14 protein-coding genes are annotated in these 15881 nt (G+C 74.2%); 2 read left to right on the top strand and 12 right to left on the bottom strand.

The window, feature by feature from the left end:
• Positions 1–19: 19 nt before the first annotated feature.
• The 7 genes from ACF088_RS08910 to sigK all read right to left on the bottom strand — a co-directional run bounded on the left by ACF088_RS08910 (position 20) and on the right by sigK (position 7164).
• On the bottom strand, positions 20–847 hold the full coding sequence (locus ACF088_RS08910) for a DUF1295 domain-containing protein (protein WP_392374713.1): 828 nt from the start codon (positions 845–847) through the stop codon (positions 20–22).
• Positions 844–2139, bottom strand: coding sequence for a class I SAM-dependent methyltransferase (locus ACF088_RS08905; RefSeq protein WP_392374712.1), 1296 nt, complete (start codon positions 2137–2139; stop codon positions 844–846). Before ACF088_RS08905 ends, ACF088_RS08910 begins: the two co-directional genes overlap by 4 nt.
• Positions 2139–3455 (bottom strand): class I SAM-dependent methyltransferase, encoded by a 1317-nt coding sequence (locus ACF088_RS08900; RefSeq protein ID WP_392374711.1) that lies wholly within the window; start codon positions 3453–3455, stop codon positions 2139–2141. The genes ACF088_RS08905 and ACF088_RS08900 overlap by 1 nt, the downstream gene beginning before the upstream one ends.
• Complete coding sequence (locus ACF088_RS08895) at positions 3452–4225, bottom strand: DUF1365 domain-containing protein (protein WP_392374710.1); 774 nt, start codon at positions 4223–4225, stop codon at positions 3452–3454. The genes ACF088_RS08900 and ACF088_RS08895 overlap by 4 nt, the downstream gene beginning before the upstream one ends.
• Positions 4222–5487 (bottom strand): NAD(P)/FAD-dependent oxidoreductase, encoded by a 1266-nt coding sequence (locus ACF088_RS08890; protein ID WP_392374709.1) that lies wholly within the window; start codon positions 5485–5487, stop codon positions 4222–4224. The genes ACF088_RS08895 and ACF088_RS08890 overlap by 4 nt, the downstream gene beginning before the upstream one ends.
• A 346-nt stretch (positions 5488–5833) precedes the next feature.
• Positions 5834–6580, bottom strand: a complete 747-nt coding sequence (locus ACF088_RS08885) for an anti-sigma factor domain-containing protein (protein WP_392374708.1) — start codon at positions 6578–6580, stop codon at positions 5834–5836.
• Entirely contained in the window at positions 6577–7164 is a 588-nt protein-coding gene (sigK, locus tag ACF088_RS08880; protein WP_392374707.1) for an ECF RNA polymerase sigma factor SigK, read from the bottom strand. Before sigK ends, ACF088_RS08885 begins: the two co-directional genes overlap by 4 nt.
• A 304-nt stretch (positions 7165–7468) precedes the next feature.
• Between sigK and ACF088_RS08875 the strand changes: the two genes are divergently transcribed.
• Both ACF088_RS08875 and ACF088_RS08870 read left to right on the top strand, forming a co-directional pair.
• Positions 7469–8659, top strand: coding sequence for a lycopene cyclase family protein (locus tag ACF088_RS08875; protein ID WP_392374706.1), 1191 nt, complete (start codon positions 7469–7471; stop codon positions 8657–8659).
• Between the two features lie 99 nt (positions 8660–8758).
• A complete protein-coding gene (locus ACF088_RS08870) occupies positions 8759–10318 on the top strand; it encodes an FAD-dependent oxidoreductase (protein ID WP_392374705.1) in 1560 nt (519 codons plus the stop codon).
• Between the two features lie 55 nt (positions 10319–10373).
• On the opposite strand, the gene ACF088_RS08865 is transcribed toward ACF088_RS08870, so the two are convergent.
• From ACF088_RS08865 to ACF088_RS08845, 5 genes are all read right to left on the bottom strand, one after another.
• Positions 10374–11387, bottom strand: a complete 1014-nt coding sequence (locus tag ACF088_RS08865; RefSeq protein WP_392374704.1) for a DUF5914 domain-containing protein — start codon at positions 11385–11387, stop codon at positions 10374–10376.
• On the bottom strand, positions 11384–12373 hold the full coding sequence (locus ACF088_RS08860; RefSeq protein WP_392374703.1) for a phytoene/squalene synthase family protein: 990 nt from the start codon (positions 12371–12373) through the stop codon (positions 11384–11386). The genes ACF088_RS08865 and ACF088_RS08860 overlap by 4 nt, the downstream gene beginning before the upstream one ends.
• Positions 12370–13905 (bottom strand): phytoene desaturase family protein, encoded by a 1536-nt coding sequence (gene crtI, locus ACF088_RS08855; protein WP_392374702.1) that lies wholly within the window; start codon positions 13903–13905, stop codon positions 12370–12372. Before crtI ends, ACF088_RS08860 begins: the two co-directional genes overlap by 4 nt.
• Positions 13906–14208: 303 nt before the next feature.
• Complete coding sequence (locus ACF088_RS08850) at positions 14209–15441, bottom strand: beta-ketoacyl-[acyl-carrier-protein] synthase family protein (RefSeq protein ID WP_392374701.1); 1233 nt, start codon at positions 15439–15441, stop codon at positions 14209–14211.
• Positions 15441–15704 (bottom strand): acyl carrier protein, encoded by a 264-nt coding sequence (locus ACF088_RS08845; RefSeq protein WP_392374700.1) that lies wholly within the window; start codon positions 15702–15704, stop codon positions 15441–15443. The genes ACF088_RS08850 and ACF088_RS08845 overlap by 1 nt, the downstream gene beginning before the upstream one ends.
• Positions 15705–15881 lie beyond the last annotated feature (177 nt).

Here is a 15881-nt window from a genome sequence, read left to right as displayed (position 1 = left end):
CGCCGTTGGGGGCCTGTGGTCATGGGCGGGTGTCCTCCGGGTGGGGGTGCCGGCGCGGTGGCAGGGGGAAGAAACCGCTGGTGCGGGCCGTGTAGGCAGCGTATCCGGGGCGGTCGCCCAGGTGGTTCTCCAGCAGTCTCTTACCGCTGCCGTAGATCAGGAGGTAGGACATCACCAGTGGCGAGACCACGGCGACCGCGGCGCTCTGCGGGGTGCCGCAGGCCGGCAGGAACAGCCCCCACCAGACGAGGAAGTCGCCGAAGTAGTTGGGGTGCCGGGTCCAGGCCCACAGGCCGCGGTCCATGACGCGGCCCCGGTTGCCGGGGTTGGCTCTGAACCGGCCGAGCTGGAAATCGCCGATGCTCTCGAAGACGAAGCCGGTCGCCCACACCACCCCGCCGGCGACGGCGCTCGGCCCCAGCGGCACCGCAACGTACTGAGCCACCTGCACCGGGAGCGAGATCAGCCACACCAGCCCGCCCTGCAACAGGTACACCGTGCGCAGGGCGTAAGCGTCGCGGCTGCCGGGGGCCTTGGCCAGCAGCCGCTCGTAGCGGGGGTCCTCGCCGTGCCCGCGCCCGCGCCGGGCGATATGGACGGACAGCCGCAGCCCCCACACCGCCGTGGCGACCGTGACCAGGACCCGCCGGCCGTCGTCCCCGTAACCGGCGGACAGGACACCCGTCGTCAGCGCCACCGCCGTGAACGCCGCGCCCCAGGCGATGTCCGCCAGCCGGTGCGCCCCCTTGGCCCGGGCGACGGCGAACGTGGTGAGCATGACGGCGAGCGCGGCACCGGCCGCCACGGCGAGGTTGACGGCAAAGGCCGCCCAGGGCAATCCGGTCATTGCCGTGTTTCCCGCGCATACCAGCCGTAAGGCGTCGCCGGCATACCGGCCTCCCCGTCCGGTGCGGTGCGTACGGCGAGGATCTGGTCGACGCCCATGCGGCGCTCGGTGAACGCCAGGCCGGCACCGGCCAGATAGAGCCGCCACACCCGGGCGGTCGGTTCCCCTGCCAGCGCGATGAACTCCTCCCAGCGGGTCTCCAGCGTGTGGTGCCAGGCGGCGATGGTCCGTGCGTAGTGTTCCCGCAGCGACTCGACCGAGCGCACCTCCAGCCCGCCGGCCTCCAGCAGGCCCACGGTCTCGCCCAGGGGGCGCATATGCATATCGGGGGCGATGTAGGACTCGATGAAGGCACCGCCTCCGGGTGCGGCGGCGCCACGGGACATCTGCTGGATCAGCACCCGCCCTCCGGGGCGCACCAGGGCGTGCAACCGGGCGGCGAAACCCGGGTACTCGGCGTCGCCCACATGCTCGCCCATCTCGATCGCGCACACCGCGTCGTAGCCGTCCATCGTGATGTACCGGTAGTGCCGGAGTTCGACGTCGACCCGCTCGGTCAGCCCCAGCTCCCGCACGCGGGCGGTCACGAATTCGTGCTGCTCTCGCGAGAGCGTGACCGCGGTGACCTGTGCGTGGTGCTCCCGCGCCGCGTGGAGCGCGAGGCTGCCCCAGCCGCAGCCGATGTCCAGGAGGCGGGCACCGGGGCGAAGGCCCAGCTTGCGGCAGACCAGCTCCAGTTTGTCGCGCTGGGCGTCGGCCGGGCCGTAGGACGGGTCGGCGGGGCGTTTCCAGTAGCCGCAGGAGTAGGTCATGGTCTCGTCCAGCAGCAGGGCGTACCAGTCGTTGGACAGGTCGTAGTGATGGCTGATGGCGGCCCGGTCGCGGGCGGTGCTGTGCAGAGCGCCCCGCAGCCGTGCCCGCGGGGCCCCGGGCGCGGGCGGGCGCGGGCCCAGTGCGCCGAGCCGCAGTGCGGTCAGGGCCGTCCTGGCCAGTTGCCCGGGGCCGGGAGCGGTGGGCGCCGGGCCGTGTTCCCGCACCGAGCGCCACACTCTGCTCAGACCGTCGGCGAGGTCGCCCTCGATGTCCAGATCACCGGCGATGTACGCCTGCGCCAGGCCGAGTTCACCGGGCTGCCACAGCAGACGGCGCAGCGCCCGGGGTGAGCGCAGCACCACGACCGGCGCCGCCTTCGGCCCGGCTTCGCTGCCGTCCCAGGCGCGCAGCCGCACCGGCGGATTTCCCGCGAAGTGGCCCGCGAGCAGCGCGGCCAGACGGGGCGCGACCTGCCTCATCACAGGCCTCCCTGCTGCGCCGTCGCAGCGGCCTTGGTCAGGAGCAGCTGGCGTACGTCCAGGTAGCCGGCGCGGAATCCGGCCTCGCTGTAGGCCAGATAGAACTCCCACATCCGGCGGAACACCCCGTCGAAGCCCAGTGCGCCGACCGTGGCGGGCTGTGCGGTGAAGCGCTCGCGCCACAGCCGCAGCGTCTCGGCGTAGTGGCCGCCGAATCCGTCGTTCTCCTGGACCCGTAGGCCGGCGGGTGCGGCGCACTCCTCGATGGCCTGGACGGAGGGGATCAGGCCGCCGGGGAAGATGTACTTGTGGATCCAGGTGTAGGTGGTGCGGGTGGCGCGCATCCGGTCGTGCGGCATGGTGATCGCCTGGAGCGCGATCCGGCCACCGGGCACCAGCAGGCGTTCGAGGGTCTCGAAGTAGACGGGCCAGTAGTCCTCGCCGACCGCCTCGATCATCTCCACGCTCACCACGGCGTCGTGGACCCCGGTCACCTGCCGGTAGTCACACAGTTCGACCGAGACCCGGTCCGCGTAACCGGCCTGCGCGATACGCGCCAGGGCGAGCGCGCGCTGCTCCTGTGACAGGGTCACGGAGAGCACGCGGGCGCCGCGGGCGGCGGCGCGCAGGGCCAGCTCTCCCCAGCCGGTGCCGATCTCCAGCAGCCGCGTGCCCTCACCGACGCCGGCCAGGTCCAGCAGCCGGTCGATCTTGCGGTGCTGGGCGTCGGCCAGATCGCTCCATGCGGCGGGGCGCCGGGGGAAGAGGGCCGAGGAGTACGTCATCGTCCGGTCCAGGAAGAGCGCGAACAGGTCGTTGGACAGGTCGTAGTGACGGTGGATGTTCTCCCGTGCGCCCTCCGGTGTGTTGCGCTGTGCGCTCGGCCGGCGGTGCGCCCAGGCGCCGCGCAGCCGCTGCAGGGGGCGGGGCACCAGTGAGGTGAGGTGGGACGCGAGGACGGTCAGCGCGCCGACCAGCTCGTCCGTGTCCCACTCCCCCGCCATATAGGACTCGCCGAAGCCGATCAGCCCGTCGGCACCGATCCGGCGGAAGAACGCGTCCGGGTCGTGCACCCGCAGCAGGGGCCCCTCGACGCCCGTGACGGGGTCGTCGCCGAGTGCGACCCGCAGCGGCAGGGAGGCGAGGGCCCGTCGGACGAGGAGCCGGGTCACGGCGGTACGGGCGGCCGCGCCGCGCGGACGGCGCGCCACATCCGGCCACTTGGCAGGGTCCACCCGCTCCCGGGCCGTGGTGGGTGCGGCGGCCGGAGCGAGGGCGGCACCGGCTTCGGTGCGGTCCGGGACGGAAGTCTTCACTGCATACCTTCCTGGATACGGTGACGGGGGCGGGTCCGGACGGGCAGACCTCGCAGGAGCAGGGCGATGCCGTGGCGGCGGATCCCGGCGGTGACCGCGGCCGTCGACCAGGGGTGGCGCAGCACCGTGGCCAGCAGGTGCCCCGGGGTCGCGGGCCGCCGGGTGCCGCGCACGGTCGCGGTGAACGGCCTGGTGTCACCACGCCGCAGTTGTACGGTCAGATCGAGCCGGCCGGCCGGTTCGGGCAGGCGCATCCGGTAGGCACCGTCGACCGGGAAGAACGGTGAGACGTAGAAGTCCTTGGCCACGTCCGCCCGGCCCTGCTCGTCGGTGTGCAGCAGGTAGCAGTGGCGCTCGCCGTACGTGTTGTGCACCTCGGCCACGACGCAGACCGGCGCGCCGCCGGCGTCGTGGCACCAGTACAGCGTCAGCGGATTGAAGACATGGCCCAGGACCCTGGCGTGCGCGAGCATCAGCACCCGCCCGCCGTCCAGCCGTACCCCACGGCTCGTCAGGAACCGTTCCAGACCGGCCCGGATGGTCGGTGCGGTGCCGGCGAAGTGATCCCGGGGGTCGAACCGGGCCAGCGGGCGCAGGGCGGGCGGGAGCCGCGGCGGACGGTCGAGATCGACCAGCCACAGGTAGGTGTGGTGGCGCAGGGAGTGGTGCACCGGGGCCGTGCGGGCGTGGGAGACCAGGCACTCGTAGAGCGCGGGTGTGCGGACTCCGGTGGCGGGGACGGTGGCCGGGGCGGCCGTTCGGGGTGTCACCAGCGCACCCCCAGGGCCGCGGCGGCCTGGACCCCGGAGCGGCAGCCGTCCTCGTGGAAGCCCCAGCCGTGGTAGGCGCCCGCGAAGGCGGTGACCGCCGTGTTCAGCTGCGGCAGGCTCTGCTGGGCGGCGACCGACTCCGGTGTGTAGAGGGGGTGTTCGTAGACCATCCGCGCCAGGACCCGGTCGGCCCCGACCCGGTCGGTGGCGTTGAGAGTGACGAGGTAGTCCTCCGGGGTGTCCAGCCGCTGCAATCGGTTCATGTGGTAGCTGACCTGCACCTTGTCCGCGGGGGTGGCGCAGGAGTCCATCAGGTAGTTCCACGAGGCCCGGGCCGCGCGTGCGCGGGGCAGCAGCGAGGTGTCACGGTGGAGCAGGGTGGTGTTGCGCGAGTAGGAGAACGCGCCCAGGACCCGCCGTTCGTCGTCGGTGGGGTCGGCGAGCAGCCGCAGGGCCTGGTCGGGGTGGACGGCCACCACCACCGCGTCGTACGGGCGTTCCGTGCCGTCCTCGGTCACGATCCCGGCCCGGTCGTGGCCGCGGTGCACCGCCCGCACCGGAGTGCCGGTGCGGACCGCCGTGAGCTGCTTGGCGACCCGGCCGACGTACTCCACCGAGCCGCCGGTCACCGTTTTCCACTGCGGGGAGCCGCCGACGGACAACAGCCCGTGGTGTTCGAGGAAACGGAACAGGTAGACGGCCGGGTACTGCACGGCGGTCGTGGGCGCGCAGGACCACACCGCGGAGACCAGCGGGGTGACGAAGTGGGTGACGAAATACCGTGAGAAGCCGCAATTGCTCAGGAATCTTCCGAGGGTCGGCGTGTCCCCGCGCTCTGCGGCGAGCGCGGTGCGCGCCGCGCGGTGGAAGGCCCGGATCTCGGTCAGCATCCGCAGATAGCGCCCGCGCAGGGCGCTGCGCGGCTGGGCGAACAGCCCGGCAGCACCGCGGGCGCCGGCGTACTCCAGGCCGCAGCCCTCGCACCGTACGGACATGCTCATCTCGGAGTCCTGGGTGGCCACCCCGAGTTCGCCGAACAGCCGCAGCAGCAGCGGGTAGGTGCGTTCGTTGTGGACGATGAAGCCGGTGTCGACGCGTACCACCCGGCCGTCCGACGAGGCCGTCTCGTGGGTGTGGGCGTGACCGCCGAGACGGTCGTCCGCCTCGTACAGCGATACCTCACAGCCGCCTTGCTGCAGCACATACGCGGCGGTGAGTCCCGCCACCCCGCCGCCCACCACAGCTATCCGTCGGCGCTCCACAGCAGGTGCCTCCTCATGTCGGGGCGGGGCCGCGTCCGGGGTGCGGCGGCCCGCTCACCGAGGGATTCGGTGCCGGGGGCGGGGTGGATTGGTCGTGATGTGCCGGGCCACGGCGATGAGCCGGAGTCCGTGGCGCGCGGTGGGTCGGGGTCGGGCAGGTCGCTCGGAGAGGGCGGGGGTGCCTGCCGGCCGGCCGGGGGACGTTCGACAGGACGGGCGGCCGGCCGTGGGGCGGCCGACGGGCCGGGGGCCGGCTGCCCCACGACCGGCCATGGGACACCCGAAAGACACCGGCGGCCGGCCCTGGGACGGCCGGCCGCCGGTGTCACCCGTCGTTTCCTTCAGCTCACACCCGCAGGAGACCCAGCGGCGGACTGGTGGGACTGCTGGAGCCGCCCGGGGGCTCGGCCGTGACGCCGACTCCGTCCGCGCCCTGCGGTCCGCCGGTCAGCAGCATCGTGCCCGAGGAGCGGCCGGGCTCGACGAGTCCGGCGGGCACCATCGTGCCGTTGCGGCTGTACCAGAGTTCGTACACCCGCTGTCCCGGCAGTGCCGGCAGGCCGTGGTAGAGGAAGGCGGTCCGTCCCATCCGCTTGGAGGCCACCACGGTCCCGCTGCCCCCGCCCTTGAAGGCCGTGGTGTGGAAGGTGGCGTCCGGCGCGGTCATCAGGGCACTGACCTCGGCCGCCTGTGCCTCGGCGCGCGCGGTACGGTCGCGCTGCTGGTCGGCGTCGTAGCGGGCATCGACGGCCAGTGCGCCGGCGACCGCGGCGACGGCCAGGCAGGCGGCGGCCGCGAGGTAGGGCAGGCGATGCCGCGCCCGTCGGCGCAGCGGGACCACCGTGGCCTCGCGCTGGATCGGGGGAAGCTGCCGGACCTCGGGAAGGGCCGCCATCACCCGCATCCGGAGGTCCGCCGGGGGCACTTCGGCGACCGCCAGGGCGAGCCGGGCCGCGGTTTCCTGCAGCTCCCGCACTTCCCGGGCGCAGGCCTCGCACTGGGCGAGGTGGCGGGCGAACTCCGCCGCCTCCTGCCCGGACAGCGCACCCAGGGCGTAGGCACCGGTGAGCGTGTGCAGATCGACGGTGTTCATGCCGACACCCCCAGGCAGTCGCGGAGCCGGATCAGTCCGTCACGCAGCCGGGTCTTGACCGTGCCCAGCGCCGTGCCCAGCAGATCGGCGGTCTCCCGGTAGGTGTACCCGCGGTAGTAGGCAAGCGTCACCGACTCCCGTTGGAGTTCGGTGAGCTGCCCCAGACAGCGGCGCACCTGCTCACGCTCCAACCGCCGTTCGACCTGTTCGCTGACCTCGTCGAAGGCCGCGGTGTAGCCGTGCACCCCGGCCCGGTGGTCGCGGTCGGCCGCCGCCTGGGCCGAGCGCACCCGGTCCACCGCGCGCCGGTGGGTCAAGGTCATGATCCAGGCCATGGCGCTGCCCTGCCGCGCGTCGTAGCGGGCCGCGGACCGCCACACCTCGATCAGCACCTCCTGTGCCACCTCCTCGGACTGGGCGGGATCGCGTACCACCCGGCGCACCAGACCCAGAACGGCACCGGCCACTGCTGTGTAGAGACTCTCGAACGCTTGCTGGTCACCGCGGGAGACGCGGTCGAGCAGTGATTCCAGGGCACCGGAATGCGGCGCTGAGGATCGGTCGCCGCGGGCTGCGACGGGCATGGACACCTCCGGACTGTGACAGGGTCACCAGTGATTCGGCGCCGGGCGACACCTGGATTGGTCGGAAAGGATTCTGGCCTATGCCGCGGCGGGCGCCGCGGGCGGGCCCGGCCACCACGGTGCCGGCCCGCCACCGTGCGCTCCTGTGCTCCTGTGCTCCTGGGCTCCTGGCCGGTAGTCAAAGTGGCCACGGGGCCCGGGCGTCGATCGGCCCACCGGTTTCCCGCGCGTCGGACACCGCCTCCCGGCCCCTGGCTGCGGAAGGATCACCGTCGGGCTCATCGAGGCGCAGGGAGGACCGGGCGTGCGGGACGCGGATGCCGTCATCGTCGGCGCGGGAGCGGCCGGGCTGTCGCTCGCCTACCGGCTGTGCGCATCCGCGGCGGGCGACCGGCAGCCAAGGGTGCTGCTCGTCGACGCCCCGCACGGGCCGCGCACCCCGCAGGAACGGACCTGGTGTTACTGGGAAGCGCCGGACGGCGCGTTCGACGCCGCGCTGACCGCTTCGTGGGAGCGGCTTCGGGTGCACGGCCCCGACGGGGCGGCGACGGAAGGACGGCCCGCACCCTTCCGGTACAAGATGCTGCGCTCGCGCGACTTCGAGGCCCTCGTCGGCGCCCGCCTCTCCGGCCGGAGCACCGTCGTCCGGGCCACCGCGACCGTGGAGTCCGTGCGGGACGCCGCCGAGGGCGCGGAGGTACGGGGGCACGACGAGGCCGGGCGGCCGGTGGTCTTCCGGGCGCGCTGGGCCTTCGACTCCCGTCCGGGCGTCCGGCTCCCGCCGGCCCGTACCACTCTCCAGCAGCACTTCCGGGGCTGGTTCGTCCGCACCGGGCGGCCGGCGTTCGATCCCGGGACCGCGGATCTGATGGACTTCCGCACCCCGCAGCCCGCTCACGGCCTGTCCTTCGGGTATGTCCTGCCGCTGAGCGAGCGCACCGCGCTGGTGGAGTACACGGAGTTCTCCCGCCGGATCGGCAACACCGCCGCCTACGAGCGGGCGTTGCGCCGGTACACCGCGCAGGTCCTGCGGCTGGACGGGTTCCGGGTGACCGCCACCGAGCAGGGCGCGATCCCGATGACCGACGGCCGGTTTCCGCGGCGGGCGGGCCGCTCGGTGTTCCGCATCGGGACCGCGGGCGGCGCCACCCGTGCGTCGACCGGATACACCTTTGCCGCCGTACAACGGCAGTCCGCGCACATCGCGGCCGCCCTCCTGGCAGGCCGGACCCCGCTCCCCCCTCCTGCGCACACCGCCTGGCACCGGGCGATGGACGCCGTGCTGCTGCGTGCACTGGACTGCGGCCGGGTGGACGGAGCCGAGTTCTTCACCGGGCTGTTCCGCACGGTGCCGATGGAGCGGCTGCTGCGGTTTCTCGACGGCCGCTCCCGCCTGTGGGAGGACCTCACCATCGGCCTGCACACCCCGGTGCCGCCCATGCTCCGCACCGCCGCCGAACTTCCGCTGCTGCCCCGTCGGACCACGGTGCGGTGAACCGGCCCGTCGCACGTCCCCGAAGACCGGAGGAGAGTCAGCCATGACACTGCCGCACCAGGGCGAACCGTCCACGGGGCGCGCCCTGCGGGAGAGATCGTGATCTGCGGACGTGAGCGGGGCGGTGCCTTGCGGCACGGACGCGACCGCCGGGCGCAACGGGTGCCGGGGCCGCCGGGGCGGGAGCGGGCCGCGCCCGACGGACCCGGTGTGGCGGTGGTGGGCGGGGGTATCGCGGGCCTCTCCGCCGCGACCGCGCTGGCCGAGCGGGGGGTGCGGGTGACGCTGTACGAACGCGCAGGGGACCTCGGTGGCCGGCTGGCGGGCTGGCCCGTGCGGCTGGCCGACGGCTCGACGGCGACGATGAGCCGTGGCTTCCATGCCTTCTTCCCGCAGTACTACAACCTGCGGGGGCTGCTGCGCCGGGTCGACCCGGGACTGGACATCCTCAGACGGCTGCCCGACTACCCGCTGCGCCACCGTGCGGGCCCGCGGGACAGTTTTGCGCGGGTGCCCCGGACACCGCCGTGGAGCGCACTGGGTTTTGTGGCGCTCAGTCCCACGTTCACCTGGCGGGATCTGGCGCGGATGCGTCCGGGTGCGGCCCTGCCGCTGCTCGACGTACGGGTGCCGCAGGTCTACGAGCGTCTGGACGGCATCAGCGCCGGGGACTTCCTCTCCCGGATCCGCTTTCCCGATGCCGCGCGTCACCTCGCGTTCGAGGTGTTCTCCCGGAGCTTCTTCGCGGACCCTCAAGAGCTCTCCGCCGCGGAACTGGTGTTGATGTTCCACATCTACTTTCTCGGCTCCAGCGAAGGGCTGCTGTTCGACGTGCCCGCCGAGCCCTTCCCGCAGGCGTTGTGGCATCCCCTCGGCCGGTACCTGACGGGGCACGGGGTACGGCTGTGTACGGACACGGCGGTGACGCGGGTCGGGCCGGCGGCGGGCGGCGGGGTGCACGTCGTCGCGCAGGGCGAGGCGCGCCGGTTCGACGCGGTGGTGCTGGCGCTGGACCCCGGCGGGCTGCGGCAACTCGTCGCCGCGTCGGACGGGTTGGGGGACGCCGCATGGCGGGCGCGGATCGGGCGGCTGCGGACCGCGCCGCCCTTCCTGGTGTCGCGGTTGTGGCTGGAGCGGCGGGTGCGCGCCGACCGGCCCGGTTTCCTGGGCACCAGCGGCTTCGGCTCGCTGGACAATGTCAGCGTGCTGGAGCGCTGGGAGGGGGAGGCGGCCCGCTGGGCGGCCCGCACCGGCGGCTCGGTGCTGGAACTGCACGCCTATGCCGTCGCCCCGGGAGCCGACCGGGCAGGCGAACAGCGGCGCCTGGTCGAGCAGTTGCACTCCGTCTACCCGGAGACCCGCGGTGTCCGGATCGTCGACCGGCGGCACGAGTGGCGCGCGGACTGCCCGCTGTTCCCGGTGGGCGGCTTCGGCGACCGGCCGACCGTGCACACGCCCGACCCTCGGGTGGTGGTCGCGGGCGATGCGGTGCGCACCGCGTTCCCGGTGGCGCTGATGGAGCGCGCGGCGACGACCGGGTTCCTCGCGGCCAATGCGCTGCTGAGGCGCTGGGGTGTGCGCGGCCAGACCTTGTGGACCGTGCCGGGCAGGGGACGCTCCGCGGCGCTGCGGTGGGCGGCGCGGTGGGCGGAGCGGTGACCGGGGTGTGCTCCCGGTCCGTCGAGGCGGCGGGGCTCGGGGCCGTCGGCCGGTGTCAGCCCGGGAGGCGTCCGCTGCTGCGCAGTTCCCAGCGGCGCTCGGCGTAGGCCAGGTCGTCCCGCCACAGCCGTCGCGAGGCGGCGCGCAGCAGCGGGCGCAGGGCGGGCGCGGCCGCGCGCGCGAGGGCGAATCCGGGGCGCCGGGACGTGGCGACGACCGCCTCGGTGACCGCGGTGCGCGGGCGCCCCCGGTCGTCCGGGCCCAGCGGAGTGGCGTGGGTCTCCACCACGGAGCCCCGGCCCTCGCCGGCCACGATGTGCATCGCCACCGTCCGGGGCTCGGGGGCGGTGAAGAGGGCCGTGACCGGCACCACGGCGCGCCCGGCGACTTTGAAGGAGACCTCGACGGCGATGCCGTCGGACCGCTCCCCGCCACTCCCCGAGGGGGTGCCGGCCACGGTGAGGTCGACGAAGGAGTAGGGGTGGAACCATGCGCCGTGCCACGGGTCGAGACGGTTGGCGATCACGTCCTCGGGATCGCATCGGCCGGTGACGGTGTGGACCGCGGTGACGGCACCCGCCGTCCGCGGCCGGGCGGGGAGGACCGGCTCGGGCAGCGGCTGCTCGCCGCCGGCCTCGTCGAGGCGGACCCAGGCCAGCAGCCCGTCGTCGTGCGCGGGGAACGGCTCCCAGCCCGCGAACGGAGCGCCGTCCAGGGCCAGTCCGTGCCAACGGCAGCGGAGGATGCCACAGTGCACGGGGCTTTGGTCCAGCGGCGCGCCGAGGTGCGGACAGGCCCCCGGCCCTGCCATCAGCCGGCCGGCCGCATCGCGCCAGGCGACGACCTCGACACCGGCGACGGTGCGGCCGAAGGCGCGGTGGGCGCCGATGTCGCCGGTCGCGCCGAGGACGAACCAGTTGCCGGACGGGCGGGCGAGGGCGGCCTTGACTGCGTCGGCGATACGCGCGGGTGGTGCGTCGCGCCAGGTCGGACGCTGCGCTTCCCACGGCACGGGCCTCGGCCGCAGCCGGACCGGGAGCCGCGGAGGCCGGCGGGCCTGTCGGGTCATGAGGTCTCCTCCTGCGGGCGGTGTGGCGCCCCGGCACGCCGCACGGCAGGGCGGCGGGCGGCGGTGCGGGCGGCGGCAACCCGGGCCAGCCCGCCAATAGCGGTGGCCGCGCGGCGTCTGCGGGAGACCACCGAGCGGCGGTGCAGCACGGCGTACCCGTCGTCGCGCACGGCATCGAGGATGGCGCGGTAGAGGACGAACGCGGTGCGGATGCACGGGCGGGACACCGGATCGAGCAGGGCGAGGCCGGGCTCCGCCTCGCGGTAGACGCCGCGGGTGAGCTCGGCGGCCGCCGCCATGGCCGCGGTGATCCGCGGGTCGCGGTGGCCGGTGTCCCGGCTCCACCGCAGCAGTGTGCGGTCGACGCCGTGCGCCGCCAGCAGGTCCGCGGGCAGATAGATCCGGCCCCGGTCGAGGTCCTCGCCGACATCGCGCAGGAAGTTGGTGAGCTGGAAGGCGATACCGAGGGCGGCGGCGTGCGGTGCGGCTTCCTCCTGCGGCACGACCGTGCCGAGCACCGGCAGCATCTCCAGCCCCATCACCGCGGCCGAGCCGTGCACATAGCGCCGCAGGTCCTCGTACGTCGGGTAGTCCGTCACCGTCAGATCGCTGCGCATCGACGCCATGAAGTCCGTGAAGTGCCGGTGGTCGATGCCGTACACGGTCGCGGTGTGCGCCACCGCACGCACCACCGGTTCCCTGCTCGCTCCCCCGCGCAGGCCCTCTTCCAGGCAGCGCTGGAGGGCGCCGAGCGCCTGGGCGCAGTCGGCGGTGGAGCGGCCGGGCCCGGGTTCGTCGACGAGGTCGTCGGCCCGGCGGGCGAAGCCGTACAGGGCGTGTACGGCCGGCCGCCGTGCCACGGGCAGCAGCCGGGTGGCGAGGAAGTAGGTCGTGCCGTGCCGGGCGTTGAGCCGGCGGCAGTGCGCGTAGGCGTCGCGCAGGAGGGGGTCGGTGATGCCTGCGGCGTCCAGCTCGCGAGCGGTCATGCCGGGATGCCTCTCGGGATGGGGCGGGGCGCGCCTGCGGGGGAACGAACGGGCCGCAGGCCGGTGATCCGGGCCGCGGCGAGCTTGCCGGAGATCAGGACGGTGGGCACGCCGACGCCCGGGGTGGTGCCGCAGCCCGCCAGCACGGCATTGCGGGTGCCGCGTACCAGGTTGCGGGGGCGGAAGGGGCCGGTCTGCGCCAGGGTGTGGGCGGCGGAGAACGGCGTTCCGGCGGAGAGCCCCTGCGCGGCCCAGTCGGCGGGAGTGACCAGGTGGTGCACCTCGGTGGCGGCACCGATGCCGGTGAGTCCCCGGCGCTCCAGTACGCGGAGCAGGCTGTCGCGGTACCGGGGGGCCAGGTCGTGCCAGTCCCCGGCGCCGGGGCCGGTCTCGGTGTTGGGGCAGGGCGCCAGGATGTAGTGCAAGTGGCGTCCGGGCGGGGCAAGTCGGGGATCGGTGGCGGTGGGGCGGGTGATCAGCAGCGAGGGGTCGCTCATCAGCCGGCCGGTGCGGGTGAGTTCGTCGAAGGTCCGCTCCCACGCGGCGCCGAAGGAGAGCGTGTGGTGTGCCAGCCGCGGCCACGTCCGGTCGGTGCCGGCGTGCAGGACCACGGCGGAGGGCGCGTGGCGGAGCGCGAGCGGGCGGCGGGGGCGCCGGCCGAGCAGCCGGTGAACGACCGGGAGGTCGGGGGTGAGGACCACCGCGTCGCAGGGGATGCGCTCGTGCGCGGTGACCACGGCCGTGATCCGGTCGCCGCTGCGTTCCAGGCGTGTGACCGGGTGGCCGTAGCGGAAGGCGGCACCGGCGTCCGCGGCCGCGGCCGCCATGGCCCGGGGCAGGGCGTGCATCCCGCCACGGGGGAAGTACACCCCGGCGACGGTGTCCATGTAGGCGATGACGGCGTAGGCGGCCAGGGCGCGCGCGGGCGGCACACCGGCGTACAGCGCCTGGAAGGAGAAGACCCGGCGCAACCGCGGGTCCGGCAGGAAGCGGCCGATCCGGTCGTCGAGCCGGCCGAAGCCGCCGAGCGCGGCAAGGCGGACCAGGTCCGGGTGCAGCAACTGCAGCGGAGAGTCGAAGTTGGCGTCGATGAAGCGGTGCCGCTGGACCGCGTACAGCTGCTGGAGCCAGTGCCGCAGCCGTCGGTAGCCGTCGGCCGCCCGGGCGCCGGCGAACCGTTCGACCTCGGCCTCCATGGCCTGGGCATCGGAGTGCACGTCCAGCTCGCTGCCGTCGGCGAACCGGGCGCGGTAGGCCGGGTGCAGGGCCCGCAGTTCCATCCGGTCGGTGAGGCGTTCGCCGACCGCGGCGAACGCCTCGTCGATGAGGTCCGGCATGGTCAGTACGGTCGGTCCGGTGTCGATGCGGTAGCCGTGACTGTCGATCAGGCCGGCCCGGCCGCCGGGCAGCGCCTCGCGTTCGACGACCGTCACCCGCCGGCCGGCGCCGAGCAGATGCAGCGTGGCGGACAGTCCGGAGAGACCGGCACCGACCACCACCACGTGGTCGGTGGGGCCCTTGACGGTTCTCATGAACCGCCCCCTTCGGCCGTGCGCGCGGACGCCTTCCCGGCCGGACGGACGGTGGGCGGCGGGCCGGCCTCGCGCGACTCGTCCCCGCGCACCACGGGGTGTGCCGGTGCCCCGGTACGACGGCGCATCTGGTTCCTCTCGTCGGGCCGGGGGAGGCCCGGCGCAGACCGTGGGCCGCTCCGTGGGCCGTTTCCGTGGACCGTTCCATGGCCGTTCCATGGGCCGCTCCGTGGCCGTTCCATGGGCCGCTCCGTGGACCGTCCCGTGGCCGTTCCATGGGCCGTTGTCCGCCCCGCGTGCACGTCAGACGGACCGGAAGACCAGTGCGGCGTTCTGGCCGCCGAAGCCCATGGAAAGGCTGGCGGCGGCGGACTGGGCCGTGGTGCGGGGGACTTTGGCCACGACGTCCAGGGCGATGTCGAGGTCGGTGTCTTCGTGGTTGGCGGTGGGAGGGATGGTGTCCCGTTGCAGACTCATGACGGTGACGGCCGCTTCGATGGCGCCCGCCGCTCCGATGGCGTGCCCGAGCGCGCCCTTGAGGGAGGTGACGGCGGGGGGCTCGGGGAAGACGCTGCGCAGCGCCTTGGCTTCGGCCAGGTCGTTGCGCCGGGTGCCGGTGCCGTGCGCGTTGATGTGGTCGATGTCCCCGGGCGCCGCGCCGGCGTCCGCCAGGGCGGCGGTGAGGGCCGCCGCGGCTCCCCGGCCGTCAGGGTCGGGGGCGGCGTAGTGGTAGGCATCGCAGCTCGCCCCGTAACCGGCCAGCTGCGCGCGCGGGCGGGCACCGCGGGCCTGCGCGTGGGCCGGGCGCTCCAGCACCAGGACGGCTGCGCCTTCGGAGAGCACGAAGCCGTCGCGTCGGGCGTCGAAGGGGCGGCAGGCGCCCGCGGGGTCCTCCCGCCGTCGGGAGAGGGCTCCCATGCGGTGGAAACAGGCCGCGGGGATGGCGTGGCGTGCGGATTCCGCCCCGCCGGCCAGGACGATGTCGCAGGTTCCGGCGCGCAGCAGATCACGGGCGATGCCCAGGGCGCTGCTGCCGGAGGCGCACGCGGTGGAGACGGCGAAGTTGGGTCCCGTGACCGCCAGGTCGAGCGCGATTTCGGCGGCTGCCATGTTGGGCACGCTGCGGGTGATGGCGAGCGGCGAGATGTCCAGCGGGCGGCCGGCCGCGAGCTTGGCGAACTCGCCGACATAGCGTTCCATGCTGCCCGTGCCCGCCCCCATGACCACCCCGACGCGTGCGGTGTCCCAATCGGCCGGGCCACCGAGACCGGCGTCGGCGACGGCGTGCCGGGCGGCGAGGATCGCCATGGCGACGAAGCGGTCCAGCCGCCAGGCGGCTTTCCGGCCGACCATGGCGGCGGTGTCGAAGTCCGGCACCCGGCAGGAGATGTCCACCGGCAGACCCGCGAGCTCCGGGTCCCGGGCGGCGGTGGACCGGCCCGTGAGCAGGCCGTCCCAGGTGGCCCGGGCGCCGATCCCGGCCGGGCTGATGACTCCGAGGCCGGTGACGGCGACCTCCCGGCACTGACCGGGCATCAGGCCCCGCTGTTGGGCGCCGCGGTCAGAGCCGTGTCGGCGTCCCGGGCGTCCATGAGAGCCGCCAGCTCCTCGATGGTCGTCTGCAGGGGAACGTCCTCCAGCGAGATCCCGGTGCGTTCCTGCAGCATCAGCCCCATCTCGACCAGCGCGAGCGAGTCCAGCCCCAGGTCCTCGAAGGTGCGCTCGGGGGTGACCTGGGCCGGGTCGAGATCGAAGGTTTCGGTGAGGGTGCTGGTGATCAGCTCGGTACTGGTGGGCACGGGTGACTCCTTCGGTGGGTGAGGCGGTGCCGCGATGGCCCCGGGCGCCGGTGCCGTCCGGCGCGTACGCCGGTGCGGACCGGCACTGCCCGTCCGTTCAGCAGCAGCCCGGGGCACCACGGAACGCGCCGGTGCGGGCGGGGCTGTTCATCGCGGCTCCAGGCGGGCGGGCGGCGG

It is taken from the genome of Streptomyces sp. NPDC015125, assembly GCF_043080045.1.
In the GTDB taxonomy this organism is placed as follows: domain Bacteria; phylum Actinomycetota; class Actinomycetes; order Streptomycetales; family Streptomycetaceae; genus Streptomyces.
Note: the sequence above shows the minus strand (reverse complement) of the source record. Positions and strands in the feature narration are given on the sequence as shown.

Excerpts from the sequence above, each read along its gene's own strand:
- ACF088_RS08860 (WP_392374703.1), bottom strand. The coding sequence starts at position 12,373 with ATGACCGCTCGCGAGCTGGACGCCGCAGGCATCACCGACCCCCTCCTG.
- ACF088_RS08905 (WP_392374712.1), bottom strand. The coding sequence starts at position 2,139 with ATGAGGCAGGTCGCGCCCCGTCTGGCCGCGCTGCTCGCGGGCCACTTC.
- ACF088_RS08910 (WP_392374713.1), bottom strand. The coding sequence starts at position 847 with ATGACCGGATTGCCCTGGGCGGCCTTTGCCGTCAACCTCGCCGTGGCG.
- ACF088_RS08850 (WP_392374701.1), bottom strand. The coding sequence starts at position 15,441 with ATGCCCGGTCAGTGCCGGGAGGTCGCCGTCACCGGCCTCGGAGTCATC.
- ACF088_RS08885 (WP_392374708.1), bottom strand. The coding sequence starts at position 6,580 with ATGAACACCGTCGATCTGCACACGCTCACCGGTGCCTACGCCCTGGGT.
- crtI (WP_392374702.1), bottom strand. The coding sequence starts at position 13,905 with ATGAGAACCGTCAAGGGCCCCACCGACCACGTGGTGGTGGTCGGTGCC.
- sigK (WP_392374707.1), bottom strand. The coding sequence starts at position 7,164 with ATGCCCGTCGCAGCCCGCGGCGACCGATCCTCAGCGCCGCATTCCGGT.
- ACF088_RS08865 (WP_392374704.1), bottom strand. The coding sequence starts at position 11,387 with ATGACCCGACAGGCCCGCCGGCCTCCGCGGCTCCCGGTCCGGCTGCGG.